The 15,443-nt window shown below is 60.2% G+C and carries 12 protein-coding genes; 5 read left to right on the top strand and 7 right to left on the bottom strand.

Annotated elements, in window-relative coordinates; all coding sequences use genetic code 11:
• Window positions 1-81: 81 nt before the first annotated feature.
• From prpD to ACA070_RS09095, 6 genes are all read right to left on the bottom strand, one after another.
• Window positions 82-1,566 (bottom strand): 2-methylcitrate dehydratase, encoded by a 1,485-nt coding sequence (gene prpD, locus ACA070_RS09120; protein WP_497450856.1) that lies wholly within the window; start codon window positions 1,564-1,566, stop codon window positions 82-84.
• A 203-nt stretch (window positions 1,567-1,769) separates the two neighbouring features.
• Window positions 1,770-2,960 carry a 2-methylaconitate cis-trans isomerase PrpF gene (gene prpF, locus ACA070_RS09115; protein WP_497450855.1) on the bottom strand — a complete coding sequence of 397 codons (1,191 nt, stop codon included), beginning with the start codon at window positions 2,958-2,960 and terminating at the stop codon, window positions 1,770-1,772.
• 56 nt (window positions 2,961-3,016) lie between these two features.
• Complete coding sequence (gene acnD, locus ACA070_RS09110; protein ID WP_497450854.1) at window positions 3,017-5,611, bottom strand: Fe/S-dependent 2-methylisocitrate dehydratase AcnD; 2,595 nt, start codon at window positions 5,609-5,611, stop codon at window positions 3,017-3,019.
• Window positions 5,612-5,814: 203 nt separating this feature from the next.
• A complete protein-coding gene (gene prpC / locus ACA070_RS09105; protein ID WP_497450853.1) occupies window positions 5,815-6,942 on the bottom strand; it encodes a bifunctional 2-methylcitrate synthase/citrate synthase in 1,128 nt (375 codons plus the stop codon).
• Between the two features lie 236 nt (window positions 6,943-7,178).
• Window positions 7,179-8,069, bottom strand: a complete 891-nt coding sequence (gene prpB, locus ACA070_RS09100) for a methylisocitrate lyase (protein ID WP_403100757.1) — start codon at window positions 8,067-8,069, stop codon at window positions 7,179-7,181.
• Entirely contained in the window at window positions 8,066-8,788 is a 723-nt protein-coding gene (locus ACA070_RS09095; protein ID WP_461980472.1) for a GntR family transcriptional regulator, read from the bottom strand. The genes prpB and ACA070_RS09095 overlap by 4 nt, the downstream gene beginning before the upstream one ends.
• 299 nt (window positions 8,789-9,087) lie before the next feature.
• Between ACA070_RS09095 and rloA the strand changes: the two genes are divergently transcribed.
• The 4 genes from rloA (at window position 9,088) to pabB (ending at window position 13,737) form a co-directional block, all read left to right on the top strand.
• Window positions 9,088-9,624: a retropepsin-like aspartic peptidase RloA gene (rloA, locus tag ACA070_RS09090; RefSeq protein WP_131062986.1), complete on the top strand. Its 537-nt coding sequence runs from the start codon at window positions 9,088-9,090 to the stop codon at window positions 9,622-9,624.
• Window positions 9,625-9,629: 5 nt separating this feature from the next.
• A complete protein-coding gene (gene rloB, locus ACA070_RS09085) occupies window positions 9,630-11,165 on the top strand; it encodes an osmotic stress tolerance membrane protein RloB (RefSeq protein ID WP_497450852.1) in 1,536 nt (511 codons plus the stop codon).
• A complete protein-coding gene (locus ACA070_RS09080) occupies window positions 11,165-12,151 on the top strand; it encodes an alpha-L-glutamate ligase-like protein (RefSeq protein ID WP_497450851.1) in 987 nt (328 codons plus the stop codon). Before rloB ends, ACA070_RS09080 begins: the two co-directional genes overlap by 1 nt.
• Before the next feature lie 248 nt (window positions 12,152-12,399).
• Window positions 12,400-13,737, top strand: a complete 1,338-nt coding sequence (gene pabB / locus ACA070_RS09075) for an aminodeoxychorismate synthase component I (protein ID WP_497450850.1) — start codon at window positions 12,400-12,402, stop codon at window positions 13,735-13,737.
• 87 nt (window positions 13,738-13,824) lie between these two features.
• On the opposite strand, the gene thrH is transcribed toward pabB, so the two are convergent.
• On the bottom strand, window positions 13,825-14,442 hold the full coding sequence (gene thrH / locus ACA070_RS09070) for a bifunctional phosphoserine phosphatase/homoserine phosphotransferase ThrH (RefSeq protein ID WP_497450849.1): 618 nt from the start codon (window positions 14,440-14,442) through the stop codon (window positions 13,825-13,827).
• A 173-nt stretch (window positions 14,443-14,615) separates the two neighbouring features.
• Here thrH and ACA070_RS09065 point away from each other — a divergent pair, with 173 nt between their 5' ends.
• Window positions 14,616-15,356, top strand: a complete 741-nt coding sequence (locus ACA070_RS09065) for a phosphoadenylyl-sulfate reductase (RefSeq protein ID WP_497450848.1) — start codon at window positions 14,616-14,618, stop codon at window positions 15,354-15,356.
• Window positions 15,357-15,443: the final 87 nt, after the last annotated feature.

Below are 15,443 nucleotides of genomic sequence, written 5' to 3'. Positions count from 1 at the left end.
GGTCAAAAGATCGCAGCCTCGTTTCACTCGACAGCTGCTACAGGGTTTTGCATCGTTCAATCAGATCGGAGTGCATACCCGTTAGATAACGAACAGGTCCACGAAGCGATTCACCGGAGTGGCTTCAAGCTTCGCCTGGTCCTTGCACAACGCAAAAATCTCGGCGCTGCGCTGCGCAGTAAAGCGCGTCGCCAGGTTCGCCTTGAACTTATCCTCCAGCAACGGAATCCCGGCGGCACGGCGTCGACGATGGCCGATCGGATACTCCACCAGCACATTCTCGGTGCTTGAACCGTCCTTGAAGAACACCTGCACCGCGTTGGCAATCGAGCGTTTGTCGGGCTCCAGGTATTCGCGGGTATAACGCGGGTCTTCAACGATGACCATTTTCTCGCGCAGCACGTCGATGATCGGATGCGCGGCATGGAAGTCATCTTCGTATTGCTCGGCCACCAGATTGCCAAACGCCAACGGCACGGCGGTCATGTATTGAATGCAATGGTCACGGTCGGCAGCATTGGCCAACGGGCCGACCTTGGAGATGATCCGGATCGCCGATTCGTGGGTGGTGATGACGATTCTGTCGATCTCATGCAGACGATTTCTCACCTGTGGTTGCAGGGTCACTGCCGCTTCGCAGGCGGTTTGCGCGTGGAACTCGGCGGGAAAACTGATCTTGAACAACACGTTTTCCATCACGTAGCTGCCGTAGGTGCGGGAGAAGCTGAACGCGCGTCTGTCTTCGGGCTTGAGCGCCAGATCGTTGTTGGTGTGGCTGAACAACACGTCGTAAAAGCCCCACTGCTTGGCGGTCAACACTCCCGGAATGCCCATCTCGCCGCGCATCGCAATGTCTGCCAGGCGCACGCCCCGGCTGGACGCATCGCCCGCCGCCCAGGATTTGCGCGACCCGGCATTCGGCGCATGTCGATACGTACGCAGCGCCTGTCCGTCGGCAAAGGCGTGGGATAACGCCGACAACAACTGCTCGCGATTGGCGCCCATGAGTTTGGCGGTCACGGCGGTCGAGGCGACTTTCACCAGGATGACGTGATCAAGCCCTACACGATTGAAGGAGTTTTCCAGTGCGATCACGCCTTGAATCTCGTGGGCCATGATCATGGCTTCGAGCACTGCACGAATGGTCAGCGGCGCATCGCCATTGGCCAGGCGCTTCTGCGAGAGGTGGTCGGCCACCGCGAGAATGCCGCCGAGGTTATCGGACGGATGACCCCATTCGGCGGCGAGCCAGGTGTCGTTGTAATCGAGCCAACGCACGATGCAGCCGATGTCCCACGCAGCTTTGACGGGATCGAGCCGAAAACGGGTGCCGGGAACCCGGGCGCCGAACGGGACGACGGTGCCTTCGACGATCGGGCCGAGGTGTTTGGTGCATTCGGGAAAGCGCAGGGCCAGCAGACCGCAGCCGAGGGTGTCGATCAGGCAGTTGCGGGCAGTGTCCAGCGCTTCTTTGGATTCGATTTTGAAGTTGAGGACGTAATCGGCAATGTCTTGCAGGACGGTGTCGTAGTCGGGGCGGTTGTTCTGGTCGACGTTGGTGCTCATGTTCGATTCACTCTTGAAGTGGTTCGTTGATGGGACCTCGGTTCAGGGGGCAATCTCAGTCGTTTTCAAGATTCTTATTGTTGAAATGCAATTAACTGTGGGAGCGAGCCTGCTCGCGATGAGGTCGGCACATCCAGCATTGATGTCGCCTGACACAACGCTATCGCGAGCAGGCTCGCTCCCACATTGGTTCGGTGTTGGGATCAGAAAGAATCACCCGGCACGCGCACGAACCCTTCCATCAACACCCGCGCACTGCGGCTCATGATGGCTTTGTTTACGGTCCATTCGCCGTTCACCTGACTGGCCTCGGCCCCCACACGCAAGGTGCCGGACGGATGCCCGAAGCGCACCGCGTTACGTTCAATGCCGCCCGCCGCGAGGTTGACCAAGGTGCCGGAAATCGCTGCAGCCGTACCAATGGCAACCGCCGCCGTGCCCATCATCGCGTGGTGCAATTTACCCATCGATAACGCACGCACCAGCAGGTCGACATCACCCGCCGCAATCGCCTTGCCGCTGGACGCCACGTAGTCCGCAGGCTTGGCCACAAAAGCAACCTTGGGCGTGTGCTGACGCTTGGTCGCTTCGTCCAGGTCCTTGATCAAACCCATGCGCAACGCGCCATACGCACGGATGGTCTCAAACATCAGCAAGGCTTTCGGATCGCCATTGATCGCGCCCTGCAACTCGGTGCCGGTGTAACCGATGTCTTCAGCGTTGACGAAAATCGTCGGGATGCCGGCGTTGATCATGGTCGCCTTGAAGGTGCCGACGCCGGGCACTTCCAAGTCATCCACCAGATTGCCGGTGGGGAACATCGAACCGCCGCCGCCCTCTTCTTCCGCTGCCGGATCCATGAATTCGACCTGCACTTCAGCGGCGGGAAAGGTCACGCCATCGAGTTCGAAATCACCGGTTTCCTGCACTTCACCGTTGGTGATCGGCACGTGGGCGATGATGGTCTTGCCGATGTTGGCCTGCCACACACGCACCACGGCCACGCCGTTATGCGGAATGCGGCTGGGGTCCACCAGACCGTTGCTGATGGCGAACGAACCGACGGCGGCCGACAGGTTGCCGCAGTTGCCGCTCCAGTCGACGAAAGGCTTGTCGATCGAGACCTGACCGAACAGGTAATCGACGTCGTGATCCGCCTTGATGCTTTTCGACAGAATCACGGTTTTGCTGGTGCTGGACGTCGCGCCGCCCATGCCGTCGATTTGCTTGTCGTACGGGTCGGGGCTGCCGATCACGCGCAGCAGTAATGCATCGCGACCCGGACCTGGAATCTGTGCCGCTTCGGGCAGGTCTTTCAGGCTGAAGAACACGCCTTTGCTGGTGCCGCCGCGCATGTAGGTGGCGGGGATTTTGATTTGAGGTACGTGAGCCATTGGTGCTCCTTCATAGCGGGCAAGGGACATGGAATCCCCTGCCCGCACATCGTGTTTTAGACAGCGACTGCCGATTCTTCGAGGAAGTCCTGAGCGAAGCGCTGCAATACGCCACCGGCCTCGTAGATCGACACTTCTTCGGCGGTGTCGAGGCGGCACGTCACCGGCACTTCGACGCGTTCGCCGTTCTTGCGGTTGATCACCAGCGTCAGTTCGGCGCGCGGTGTGCGCTCACCGATCACGTCGTAGGTTTCGCTGCCGTCGATGGCCAGGGTGTGACGGTCGGTGCCCGGTTTGAACTCCAGCGGCAACACGCCCATGCCCACCAGGTTGGTGCGGTGAATGCGTTCGAAACCTTCGGCCGCAATCGCTTCCACACCCGCCAGACGTACGCCTTTGGCCGCCCAGTCGCGGGACGAACCCTGACCGTAATCGGCACCGGCGATGATGATCAGCGGCTGCTTGCGTTCCATGTAGGTTTCGATGGCTTCCCACATGCGCATGACCTGGCCTTCCGGCTCGACACGAGCCAGCGAGCCCTGCTTGACCTTGCCGTTTTCCTGAACCATTTCGTTGAACAGTTTCGGGTTGGCGAAGGTCGCGCGTTGCGCGGTCAGGTGGTCACCGCGGTGCGTGGCGTAAGAGTTGAAGTCCTCTTCCGGCAGGCCCATTTTCGCCAGGTATTCGCCGGCGGCGCTGTCCAGCATGATCGCGTTCGACGGCGACAGGTGATCGGTGGTGATGTTGTCCGGCAGCACTGCCAATGGGCGCATGCCTTTCAGCGGACGGGCGCCAGCCAGCGCGCCTTCCCAGTACGGCGGACGGCGGATGTAGGTACTCATCTCGCGCCAGTCGTACAACGGCGTGACTTTCGGGCCGGTGTCTTCGTGGATGGCGAACATCGGAATGTAGACCTGACGGAACTGCTCAGGTTTGACCGAAGCCTTGACCACTGCGTCGATTTCTTCGTCGCTTGGCCAGATGTCTTTCAGGCGGATTTCCTTGCCATCAACCACGCCCAGCACATCTTTTTCGATGTCGAAACGGATGGTCCCGGCGATGGCGTAAGCCACGACCAACGGCGGCGAAGCCAGGAACGCGTTCTTGGCGTACGGGTGAATCCGGCCGTCGAAGTTACGGTTACCAGAGAGCACGGCGGTGGCGTACAGATCGCGGTCGATGATCTCTTGCTGAATCACAGGGTCCAGCGCGCCGGACATGCCGTTGCACGTGGTGCAGGCGAAAGCGACGATGCCGAAGCCGAGTTGCTCCAGTTCGCTGGTCAGGCCGGCCTCGTCGAGGTACAGCGCGACGGTTTTCGAACCCGGCGCCAGGGAAGATTTCACCCACGGCTTGCGAGTCAGCCCGAGCTTGTTGGCATTGCGCGCCAGCAGGCCGGCGGCGATGACGTTGCGCGGGTTACTGGTGTTGGTGCAGCTGGTGATGGCGGCAATGATCACCGCGCCGTCCGGCATCTGGCCGGGCACTTCGGTCCACTGGCCGGAGATGCCTTGGGCGGCGAGATCCGAGGTCGCAACGCGAGCATGCGGGTTGCTCGGGCCGGCCATGTTGCGCACCACCGACGACAGGTTGAAGGTCAACCCACGCTCGTATTGCGCATTCTTCAAACTGTCAGCCCACAGACCGGTGGTCTTGGCGTAGTTCTCGACCAACTGCACCTGCTCGTCTTCACGGCCAGTGAGTTTCAGGTAGTCGATGGTTTGCTGATCGATGTAGAACATCGCCGCGGTGGCGCCGTATTCCGGGGCCATGTTGGAGATGGTTGCGCGGTCGCCGAGGGTCAGCGCGGCGGCGCCTTCACCGAAGAATTCCAGCCATGCGCCGACGACTTTTTGCTTGCGCAGGAACTCGGTCAGCGCCAGCACCATGTCGGTGGCGGTGATGCCCGGTTGCAGCTTGCCGGTCAATTCAACGCCGACGCTTTCCGGCAGGCGCATCCACGACGCGCGGCCGAGCATCACGCTTTCAGCTTCCAGACCACCAACACCGATGGCAATTACGCCCAGCGCATCGACGTGCGGGGTGTGGCTGTCGGTGCCGACGCAGGTGTCGGGGAACGCAACGCCGTCGCGTACCTGGATCACTGGGGACATTTTCTCCAGGTTGATCTGGTGCATGATCCCGTTGCCCGGTGGAATCACGTCAACGTTTTTGAAGGCCTTTTTGGTCCAGTTGATGAAGTGGAAACGGTCTTCGTTGCGACGGTCTTCGATGGCGCGGTTCTTCTCGAACGCCTCCGGATCGAAACCACCGCGCTCGACGGCCAGGGAGTGGTCGACGATCAATTGCGTCGGCACCACCGGGTTCACTTGCGCCGGGTCGCCACCTTGCAGGGCGATGGCGTCACGCAGTCCGGCGAGGTCGACCAGAGCGGTCTGGCCAAGGATGTCGTGGCACACCACGCGGGCCGGAAACCACGGGAAATCGAGGTCGCGCTTGCGCTCGATGAATTGCTTCAGGGATTCGGTGAGCGTGGCCGGGTCGCAGCGACGCACCAGGTTTTCCGCCAGCACGCGGGAGGTGTACGGCAGAGTGTCGTAGGCGCCGGGCTGGATGGCTTCGACAGCCGCGCGGACGTCGAAGTAATCCAGATGGCTGCCGGGCAGCGGTTTGCGGAATTCAGTGTTCATCGTCAGGACTCGGTCACGGTAATAACAAAAGGTGGGGCCTTGCGCAGGTCTTGAATTCAACACAATCCACTGTGGGAGCGAGCCTGCTCGCGATGACTGAGTCATATCCGACATTGATGTCGATTGACCCACCGCTATCGCGAGCAGGCTCGCTCCCACAGGGATCTGCATTGAATTCAGATCCCGGGGCAAGCCCTCACCATTCAGCGTTGTTCGATTGGCACGAACTTGCGCTGTTCGACGCCGACGTACTCGGCGCTCGGGCGGATGATGCGGTTGTTGGCACGTTGTTCGAACACGTGCGCCGCCCAGCCGGTCAGGCGCGAGCAGACGAAGATCGGTGTGAACAACTTGGTCGGAATGCCCATGAAGTGGTACGTCGACGCATGGTAGAAGTCGGCGTTCGGGAACAGTTTTTTCTGTTCCCACATGGTCTTGTCGATGGCTTCGGAAACCGGGAACAGCACGGTGTCGCCCACTTCGTCAGCGAGTTTTTTCGACCAGCCCTTGATCACTTCATTACGCGGATCGTTGTCCTTATAGATCGCGTGGCCGAAGCCCATGATCTTGTCCTTGCGCTCGAGCATGCCGAGGGTGCCTTTGATCGCCTCTTCCGGCGAGCTGAAGCGCTCGATCATTTCCATCGCCGCTTCGTTGGCGCCGCCGTGCAGCGGACCACGCAGCGAACCGATGGCCGCGGTTACGCAGGAATACATGTCCGACAGGGTCGAGGCGCATACCCGTGCGGTGAAGGTCGAGGCGTTGAACTCGTGTTCCGCGTAGAGGATCAGCGAAACGTTCATCACTTTGACGTGCAACTCGCTCGGCTTCTTGTCGTGCAGCAGGTGCAGGAAGTGGCCGCCGATGGATTGCTCGTCGCTCACGCAGCTGATGCGTTTGCCGTCGTGGCTGAAGCGATACCAGTAGCACATGATCGCCGGGAACGCGGCCAGCAGGCGGTCGGTCACGTCGTGTTGTTCGGAGAAGTCTTTCTCCGGTTCGATGTTGCCCAGGAACGAGCAACCGGTGCGCATCACGTCCATCGGGTGGGCGTCGGCGGGGATGCGTTCCAGCACTTCCTTGAGCGCTTGCGGCAAGTCGCGCAGCTTGCTCAATTTGCTCACGTAAGCGGCGAGTTGTGCCTTGGTTGGCAATTCGCCGTAAAGCAGCAAGTAAGCCACTTCTTCGAATTGCGCGTCAGCCGCCAGTTCGCGAACGTCGTAGCCGCGATAGGTCAGGCCTGCGCCCGACTGGCCCACGGTGGACAGAGCGGTTTGCCCGGCAACCTGGCCACGGAGCCCGGCGCCACTGAGTACTTTTGCTTCGGCCATTGCTGTCTCCAATCTTGAATTTGTTAGGGAATCTGCAATTTCTACACGGTTATCTTCTTTTCGTAGCAGCTGTCGAGCCTGCGAGGCTGCGTTCGGCTGCGCAGCAGTCGTAAAACCTGCCTACGCGGTGTGAAACACCGAACCGCTTGGTTTTGCGAGTCCTGCGGCCTCGAACGCAGCCTCGCAGGCTCGGCAGCTGCTACATCAATGCATCCATCTACAAAGGTTCGTCGTCGTTACTTCTTGGACGCGAACAACGCATCGAGCTTCTGCTCGAAGGTGTGGTAGTCGATGCGGTCGTAGAGCTCCATGCGGGTTTGCATGGTATCGATGACGTTCTGCTGGGTGCCGTCGCGGCGGATCGCGGTGTAGACGTTTTCCGCCGCCTTGTTCATCGCGCGGAACGCGGACAATGGGTATAGGACCAGCGACACGTCGGCAGCGGCAAGTTGCTCGGTGGTGTACAGCGGGGTCGCGCCGAATTCGGTGATGTTGGCCAGGATCGGCGCTTTCACGCGGTTGGCGAACAGCTTGTACATGTCCAGTTCGGTGATGGCTTCCGGGAAGATCATGTCGGCGCCGGCCTCGATGCACGCCGCGGCGCGATCCAGGGCAGATTCCAGACCTTCCACCGCCAGCGCATCGGTGCGGGCCATGATCACGAAGCTGTCATCGGTGCGCGCATCGACTGCAGCCTTGATGCGGTCGACCATTTCCTGCAGCGACACGATTTCTTTATTAGGGCGGTGACCGCAGCGTTTGGCGCCGACCTGGTCTTCGATGTGAATCGCCGCCGCGCCGAACTTGATCATCGACTTGACGGTGCGCGCGACGTTGAACGCCGAGGAACCGAAACCGGTGTCCACGTCCACCAGCAGCGGCAGGTCGCACACGTCGGTAATGCGACGAACGTCGGTCAACACGTCATCCAGGCCGGTGATGCCCAGGTCCGGCACGCCGAGGGAGCCGGCAGCCACCCCGCCACCCGACAGGTAAATAGCCTTGAAACCGGCGCGCTTGGCCAGCAGCGCGTGGTTGGCGTTGATCGCGCCGACCACTTGCAGCGGATGTTCGCTGGCGACCGCATCGCGGAAACGCTGGCCTGGAGTGCTCTTGTTGGAACTCATGACTCACCTCGTTCAGTGGCTGTCTGGTTAGCGCCGTCCTGGTAATGACGGGCGATATTGCGTTTGGAGGCGCCGATGTGGCGGCGCATCAACAACTCGGCTAGCTCACCGTCACGGTCGGCGATGGCGTCGAGAATTCGGTGGTGCTCGGCAAAGGCCTGGTGCGGACGATTGGGCGTGGTGGAAAACTGGATGCGGTACATGCGCACCAGCTGATACAGCTCGCCGCAAAGCATTTGCGTCAGGGTGCGGTTGCCGCTGCCCTGGATGATCCGGTAGTGGAAATCGAAATCGCCTTCCTGCTGGTAATAGCCTCTGCCGGCCTGAAACGCCTCGTCGCGCTCGTGGGTTTCGAGGACCCGGCGCAGTTCATCGATTTCTTCGAGGGTCATGCGCTCGGCCGCCAGGCGGCAAGCCATGCCTTCGAGGGATTCGCGAATCTCGTAGAGCTCCAGCAGCTCGGCGTGGCTCAGCGAAACCACCCGCGCTCCGACGTGCGGCACACGAACCAGCAGGCGCTGGCCTTCCAGACGATGGATCGCCTCGCGCAGCGGTCCGCGGCTGATGCCATACGTGCGGGCCAGTTCCGGCTCGGAGATCTTGCTGCCCGGGGCGATCTCGCCTTTGACGATGGCCGCCTGAATACGGCGGAAGACGTTTTCGGACAGCGTCTCCGAATCGTCTTGCGTAACCACCGGGGGATCGAGTTGATCCAGCATATTGTCGACACCTTGAAAGCCAATGCCGCAAAAACTAGCGAAAACAGGCGCAACAGTCAAAGAATAAATAGAGAGTGTCGACAATCGTCTAATAACCGACTGCACTACAACAAAGCGGCCCCACTGTTTATAGCCCCCCGTCACCGCTGGCGCCATAAACCCACCGTGCTAGAATGCCGCCCGCATTTGTTTGTGACATCTGCATGGCTTGTCATAAATAGTTGATAGGCATACGAGGGAGCTTGCGCAGCGATGCCAGGGCCTTGAATCGACGTACGGACCGCTGCGCACCAGGATTTATGAGACTCAAGCCCTTCCCCACCTTCCTTTATCTTCTTTGCCTGCCCGGTTTCGCCGCGGCGGGTGAAAAGACCGTGTATGGCCTCAACGAATACGCCTCCCTGGACGGCATCGACCTGGAAGTCGCCGCAAAACTCGACACCGGGGCGAAAACAGCGTCCTTGAGTGCCCGCGATATCAAACGTTTCAAACGCAATGGCGAGTCCTGGGTGCGCTTCTATCTGGCCATCGACACCGCGCATTCGCATCCCATCGAGCGACCACTGGCCCGCGTCAGCAAGATCAAGCGTCGGGCCGGCGACTACGACCCGGATGAAGGCAAGAAGTACACCGCCCGTCCGGTGATCGAGCTGGATATCTGCATGGGTTCGGCTTTACGCAGCATCGAAGTGAACTTGACTGACCGAAGTGCCTTCCAATATCCGCTCTTGATCGGCTCCGAAGCGTTGAAACGCTTCGACGCGCTGGTCGACCCCAGTCTTAAATACGCTGCTGGCAAACCCGCCTGCGCCACCGACGCACATACCGCAGAGTAATTCCAATGCGCGCTCTTACCCTCCATCTGAAAATGCTGATCGCCATCCTGGTGGTCCTGGGCATTTCAGTTACGGCCTATCAGATTTTCGTGCTCGGCATTCCCGTGACCGAGGACGCCACCGACGACTTGTGGAACATCGACGCCAAGGTCGAGTTCGTCACCAGTGCCAAAGACCCGGTCAAGATCCAGATGTTCGTGCCGCCGCTGAGCCGCGATTACGTCAGCCTCAACGAGAGCTTCATTTCCAATAACTACGGCGTGGCCGTGAACCGCGTCGACGGCAACCGCAAGGTGACCTGGTCGGCACGCCGGGCCAAGGGCAATCAAACCCTTTATTACCGTCTGGTGCTGACCAAGCGCTACACCGGCGAAAAATCCAAGGTCAAAGGCCCGACCTTCCGCGACAGCATCGCCGTCGAAGGCGCAGAAAAAGTCGCCGCCGAAGCCCTGCTCGCGCCAATCCGCCAACACTCGGCCGACGTCGAAACCTTCATCGGCGAAGCCATCAAGCGTGTCAACAATCTCAACGACGACAACGTGAAGCTGTTGCTGGGCGGCGATCCGTCCCCCGGACACAAAGCGAAAATCGTCGAGCTGGTGCTGTCCATCGCCCACGTACCGGTGGAAAAGGTCCACACCATTCGTCTGGTGGCCGACCAGCCGCAAACACCGGAACTCTGGCTGCGCAGCTTCAATGGCGCTGACTGGCTGTACTTCAACCCGGAAACCGGTGAGCAAGGCCTGCCGACCGACCGCCTGCTGTGGTGGACCGGTGACGAAAACCTGATCACCGTCGATGGCGGCAAGAAAGCCAACGTGACGTTCAGCCTGAACAACAGCGAAATGAACGCCATTCGCCTGGCCAAGCTGACCGACGAAAACACCGACGCCAACTTCCTCGAATACTCGCTGTACGGTTTGCCGCTGCAAACCCAGCAGACCTTCATGATTATGGTGATGATCCCGATCGGCGTGCTGGTGATCCTGATCCTGCGCAACCTGATCGGCTTGCAGACCCTCGGCACCTTTACCCCGGTGCTGATCGCCCTCGCCTTCCGCGAAACCCAGCTCGGCTTCGGGATCGTGCTGTTTACGGTCATCACGGCGCTGGGGCTTTCGCTGCGCTCCTACCTTGAACACTTGAAGTTGCAAATGCTGCCGAGGCTGTCAGTGGTGCTGACCTTTGTGGTGGTGCTGATCGCGGCGATCAGCCTGTTCAGCCATAAACTCGGGCTGGAACGCGGGTTGTCGGTGGCGCTGTTCCCGATGGTGATTCTGACCATGACAATCGAACGCCTGTCGATTACCTGGGAAGAACGCGGTTCCGGGCATGCCATGAAAGTGGCGATCGGTACGCTGTTCGCCGCCTCCCTGGCGCACCTGATCATGAGCGTTCCGGAGCTGGTGTACTTCGTGTTCACCTTCCCGGCAATCCTGCTGATCCTGGTGGGCTTCATGCTGGCGATGGGTCGTTATCGCGGTTACCGCCTGACCGAACTGGTGCGTTTCAAGGCTTTCCTGAAGAAGGCTGACGCCTGATGTTCGGCTTCTGGAAGACCTGGAAGGCCCTGGAAGCCCGGGGCATCATGGGGATCAATCGGCGTAACGCGGACTACGTGCTCAAGTACAACAAGCGCAGCCTGTACCCGATTGTCGATGACAAGATCATCACCAAGGAGCGTGCGATCAAGGCCGGCATTCACGTGCCGGAGCTGTACGGCGTGATCTCCACCGAGAAGGAAATCGATAACCTCGACAAGATCATCGGTGGGCGCAACGACTTCGTGATCAAACCGGCCCAGGGCGCGGGCGGCGACGGCATCATTGTGGTTGCCGACCGTTTCGAGGGCCGCTATCGCACGGTGTCCGGCAAGATCATCGGCCATGAGGAACTCGAGCACCATATCTCGAGCATCCTCACCGGCCTGTACTCTCTGGGCGGTCACCGCGACCGCGCCCTGATCGAATACCGGGTGATCCCGGACCAGATCTTCAAAAGCATCAGCTACGAAGGCGTGCCGGACATCCGCATCATCGTGCTGATGGGCTACCCGGTGATGGCCATGCTGCGCTTGCCGACGCGCCAGTCCGGCGGCAAGGCCAACCTGCACCAAGGCGCCATCGGCGTCGGCGTCGACCTCGCAACCGGTCAGACCCTGCGCGGCACCTGGCTGAACAACATCATCACCAAACACCCCGACACCACCAACGCGGTGGACGGCGTGCAACTGCCCTACTGGGACGGCTTCATGAAACTCGCTGCCGGCTGCTACGAGCTGTGCGGGCTGGGTTACATCGGTGTCGACATGGTGCTCGACCAGGAAAAGGGCCCGCTGATTCTTGAGCTCAACGCCCGGCCCGGGTTGAATATCCAAATTGCCAATGATTGCGGCCTGACGCTGCGCACCCATGCGGTTGAAGCGCGGCTGGAAGAGTTGAAAGCGCGCGGGATTGTTGAAACGGTTCAGGAGCGAGTGGAGTTTGTTCAGGAGATGTTTGGGCATATTCCTGCGGTTGAGGGTTGATCTTTTGTGGCGAGGGAGCTTGCTCCCGCTCGGCTGCGAAGCAGTCGTAAAACCATGGCACTCGGCACACCTGATACACCGCAGTTGCTGGTTTTGGGGCTGCTTCGCAACCCAACGGGAGCAAGCTCCCTCGCCACAGGTTTCGTATTGCCGCTGCTAATCGGTCAGTTCCCGACATCCCCTCTAGGAGCAAATCCTGCAGAGGACTACAATCGCCCCCCCGCCTCGATGGCTGATCTGCCCCGCCCATGTTGACCTGTTCCGTACACCCGCTGCCCTATCGCGCCAACCCCGACGAGTACTTCGCGGCGATTCGTCATGCCCCCGGCGCCGTGCTGCTCGACAGTGGCCGGCCAACCGCTGATCGCGGGCGTTATGACCTGCTCAGCGCCTGGCCGCTGGAGCAGTTGGCGGTGTTGCCGGACGAGAGCGGCCTGCATTTCCTGCAACGCCTTCGCGACAACCTGACGCGACTCGGCGAAGCGGCCGTTCCCTATGAATTGCCCTTCGCCGGAGGCCTGATCGGTTACCTGAGTTATGACTTCGGCCGGCATCTGGAACAGCTGCCGAGCCAGGCGCAGGACGACCTGCAACTGCCCGACGCGCGTTTCGGGTTGTACGACTGGGCATTGATCAGCGATCACTACTTGGCAACCAGTCAACTGGTGTTCCACCCGACGCTGATCGACAGCGAGCGCCAACGGCTGATCACCTTGTTCAGTCAGGCTGCGGCTGCACCGATCGAGCCGTTCAAACTGAAAGCGCCGATGAAAGCCGACCTGAGCACCGATGAATATCGCCATGCCCTGGAACGCATTCAGCAATACATCCAGGCTGGCGATTGCTATCAGGTCAACTTCGCCCAACGCTTCCGGGCTGAGTGCCAAGGTGATCCGTGGGCTGCGTATGTCGCGCTGCGGGCCGCGTGTCCGACACCGTTTTCCGGCTTTCAGAGCCTGCCCGGCGGCGGCGCTGTGTTGAGCCTGTCGCCTGAGCGCTTCGTCAAAGTCAGCGAACGTCACGTGGAAACCCGCCCGATCAAAGGCACCCGCCCGCGCGGCCTGACCGCAACCGAAGACGCCGCGAACGCCGCCGAACTGCTGGCCAGCCCCAAGGATCGCGCGGAAAACTTGATGATCGTCGACCTGCTGCGCAACGACCTCGGCCGCACCTGCCGCATCGGCTCGGTGCGGGTGCCGGAGTTGTTCAGTCTGGAAAGCTATCCGAACGTGCATCACCTGGTGAGCAGCGTGACCGGCGAACTGGCGGATGACCGGGACGCCCTGGACCTGATCGCCGGCAGTTTTCCGGGAGGATCGATTACCGGTGCACCGAAGATTCGTGCCATGCAGATTATTGATGAGCTGGAGCCGACCCGGCGTGGGTTGTACTGCGGTTCGTTGCTGTACCTGGACGTGCGCGGCGAGATGGACAGCTCCATCGCGATCCGCAGTTTGCTGGTCAAGGATGGGCAGGTGTGCTGCTGGGGCGGTGGCGGGATTGTCGCGGACTCGGAATGGCAGGCGGAGTATCAGGAATCGATCACCAAGGTGAAGGTTTTGCTCGATACCCTGCAAAACCTTTAAAAGCTTCGCGGGCAAGCCTCGCTCCTACAGGACCGCGTAAGCCCTTGTAGGAGCGAGGCTTGCCCGCGAAGGCGTCCTTGAAATCGACTACAAACTCAACGCCCGATTCGAAGCCTTGATGAACTCCTGCTTCAAATCCTCAAAGCTGTGCACCGCCGGAAATTGCGGAAACTCGCGAATCACGTTATCCGGCGCATGAAACAGAATCCCTGCATCCGCCTCACCCAGCATCGTGGTGTCGTTGTAGGAATCCCCCGCCGCAATCACCCGGTAGTAAAGGCTCTTGAACGCCAGAACCGACTGACGTTTCGGATCTTTCTGACGCAGTTGATAGCTCGTCACCCGTCCCGAATCGTCGGTAATCAGGCGATGGCACAGCAACGTCGGGAACCCCAGTTGACGCATCAGCGGCTGGGAAAACTCGTAGAACGTGTCCGACAGAATCACCACCTGAAAGCGCTCACGCAGCCAGTCGACGAACTCGATGGCGCCGTCCAGCGGCTTCAGGGTGGCGATCACTTCCTGAATGTCGGTGAGTTTCAGGCCGTGTTCGTCGAGAATCCGCAGGCGCTGTTTCATCAGCACGTCGTAGTCGGGAATGTCCCGGGTGGTCGCCCTCAGGGATTCAATACCGGTTTTTTCAGCGAACGCGATCCAGATTTCCGGGACCAGTACACCTTCGAGATCCAGACAGGCAATTTCCACAAGACACTCCCATTTGTATTGATTATTGAGTCGAGCGAGTAAAAGGACTGCCGAACTCTAGCGACTCAGGCTGCCCCGCGCAACGCAGAGGGCGCGCCAGTCGCTGCAGGATTTTGTTACCATCAGCCCTATATAGAGCGCCCAGCGCCACCGACCTGTAGGAAGCCGCCCTGATGAGCCCATCGTTCGATGTCGTGGAACTCGCCACGACCTATGCCAACAAATCCGCCCAGGACATCCTGAAACTCGCGTTTGCCGAGTTTGGCGATGACCTGTGGATATCTTTCAGCGGCGCCGAAGACGTGGTGCTGGTGGACATGGCCTGGAAGCTGAACAAGAACATCAAAGTGTTCAGCCTCGACACCGGCCGATTGCATCCGGAGACCTACCGCTTCATCGATCAGGTGCGCGAGCACTACAAGATCGACATCGAACTGGTGTCGCCGGACTACACGAAACTTGAACCGTTCGTGAAGGAAAAAGGCCTGTTCAGTTTCTACAAGGACGGCCACGGCGAGTGCTGCGGCATTCGCAAGATCGAACCGCTGCGCCGTAAGCTGTCGGGCGTGACCGCCTGGGCCACCGGCCAGCGTCGGGACCAAAGCCCGGGCACCCGCAGCGCCGTCGCAGTGATGGAAATCGACACCGCGTTCTCCACCCCGGAACGCACCCTGTACAAGTTCAACCCGCTGGCGCAGATGACCAGCGAAGAAATCTGGGGTTACATCCGCATGCTCGAGCTGCCGTACAACAGCCTGCATGAACGCGGCTTCATCAGCATTGGTTGCGAACCGTGCACCCGCCCGGTGCTGCCGAACCAGCATGAACGTGAAGGCCGCTGGTGGTGGGAAGAGGCGACGCAGAAAGAATGCGGGTTGCATGCGGGGAATATCATCAGCAAGTCCAAGGCGTAATCCCCCAGCCTTGTGAAATCTCCCTGTAGGAGCGAGCCTGCTCGCGATGACGGACTGACATTCAACATTGATGTCGACTGCTACACC

Source organism: Pseudomonas sp. LBUM1678, assembly GCF_059695575.1.
The sequence above is the reverse complement of the archived record's forward strand: the minus strand, read 5'-3'. Positions and strand labels throughout refer to the sequence as shown.

Coding starts and splice junctions, on each gene's coding strand:
- prpB (WP_403100757.1), bottom strand. CDS start 8,069: ATGAGTTCCAACAAGAGCACTCCAGGCCAGCGTTTCCGCGATGCGGTC.
- rloA (WP_131062986.1), top strand. CDS start 9,088: ATGAGACTCAAGCCCTTCCCCACCTTCCTTTATCTTCTTTGCCTGCCC.
- prpC (WP_497450853.1), bottom strand. CDS start 6,942: ATGGCCGAAGCAAAAGTACTCAGTGGCGCCGGGCTCCGTGGCCAGGTT.
- ACA070_RS09065 (WP_497450848.1), top strand. CDS start 14,616: ATGAGCCCATCGTTCGATGTCGTGGAACTCGCCACGACCTATGCCAAC.
- ACA070_RS09095 (WP_461980472.1), bottom strand. CDS start 8,788: ATGCTGGATCAACTCGATCCCCCGGTGGTTACGCAAGACGATTCGGAG.
- acnD (WP_497450854.1), bottom strand. CDS start 5,611: ATGAACACTGAATTCCGCAAACCGCTGCCCGGCAGCCATCTGGATTAC.
- prpF (WP_497450855.1), bottom strand. CDS start 2,960: ATGGCTCACGTACCTCAAATCAAAATCCCCGCCACCTACATGCGCGGC.
- prpD (WP_497450856.1), bottom strand. CDS start 1,566: ATGAGCACCAACGTCGACCAGAACAACCGCCCCGACTACGACACCGTC.
- ACA070_RS09080 (WP_497450851.1), top strand. CDS start 11,165: ATGTTCGGCTTCTGGAAGACCTGGAAGGCCCTGGAAGCCCGGGGCATC.
- rloB (WP_497450852.1), top strand. CDS start 9,630: ATGCGCGCTCTTACCCTCCATCTGAAAATGCTGATCGCCATCCTGGTG.
- pabB (WP_497450850.1), top strand. CDS start 12,400: ATGTTGACCTGTTCCGTACACCCGCTGCCCTATCGCGCCAACCCCGAC.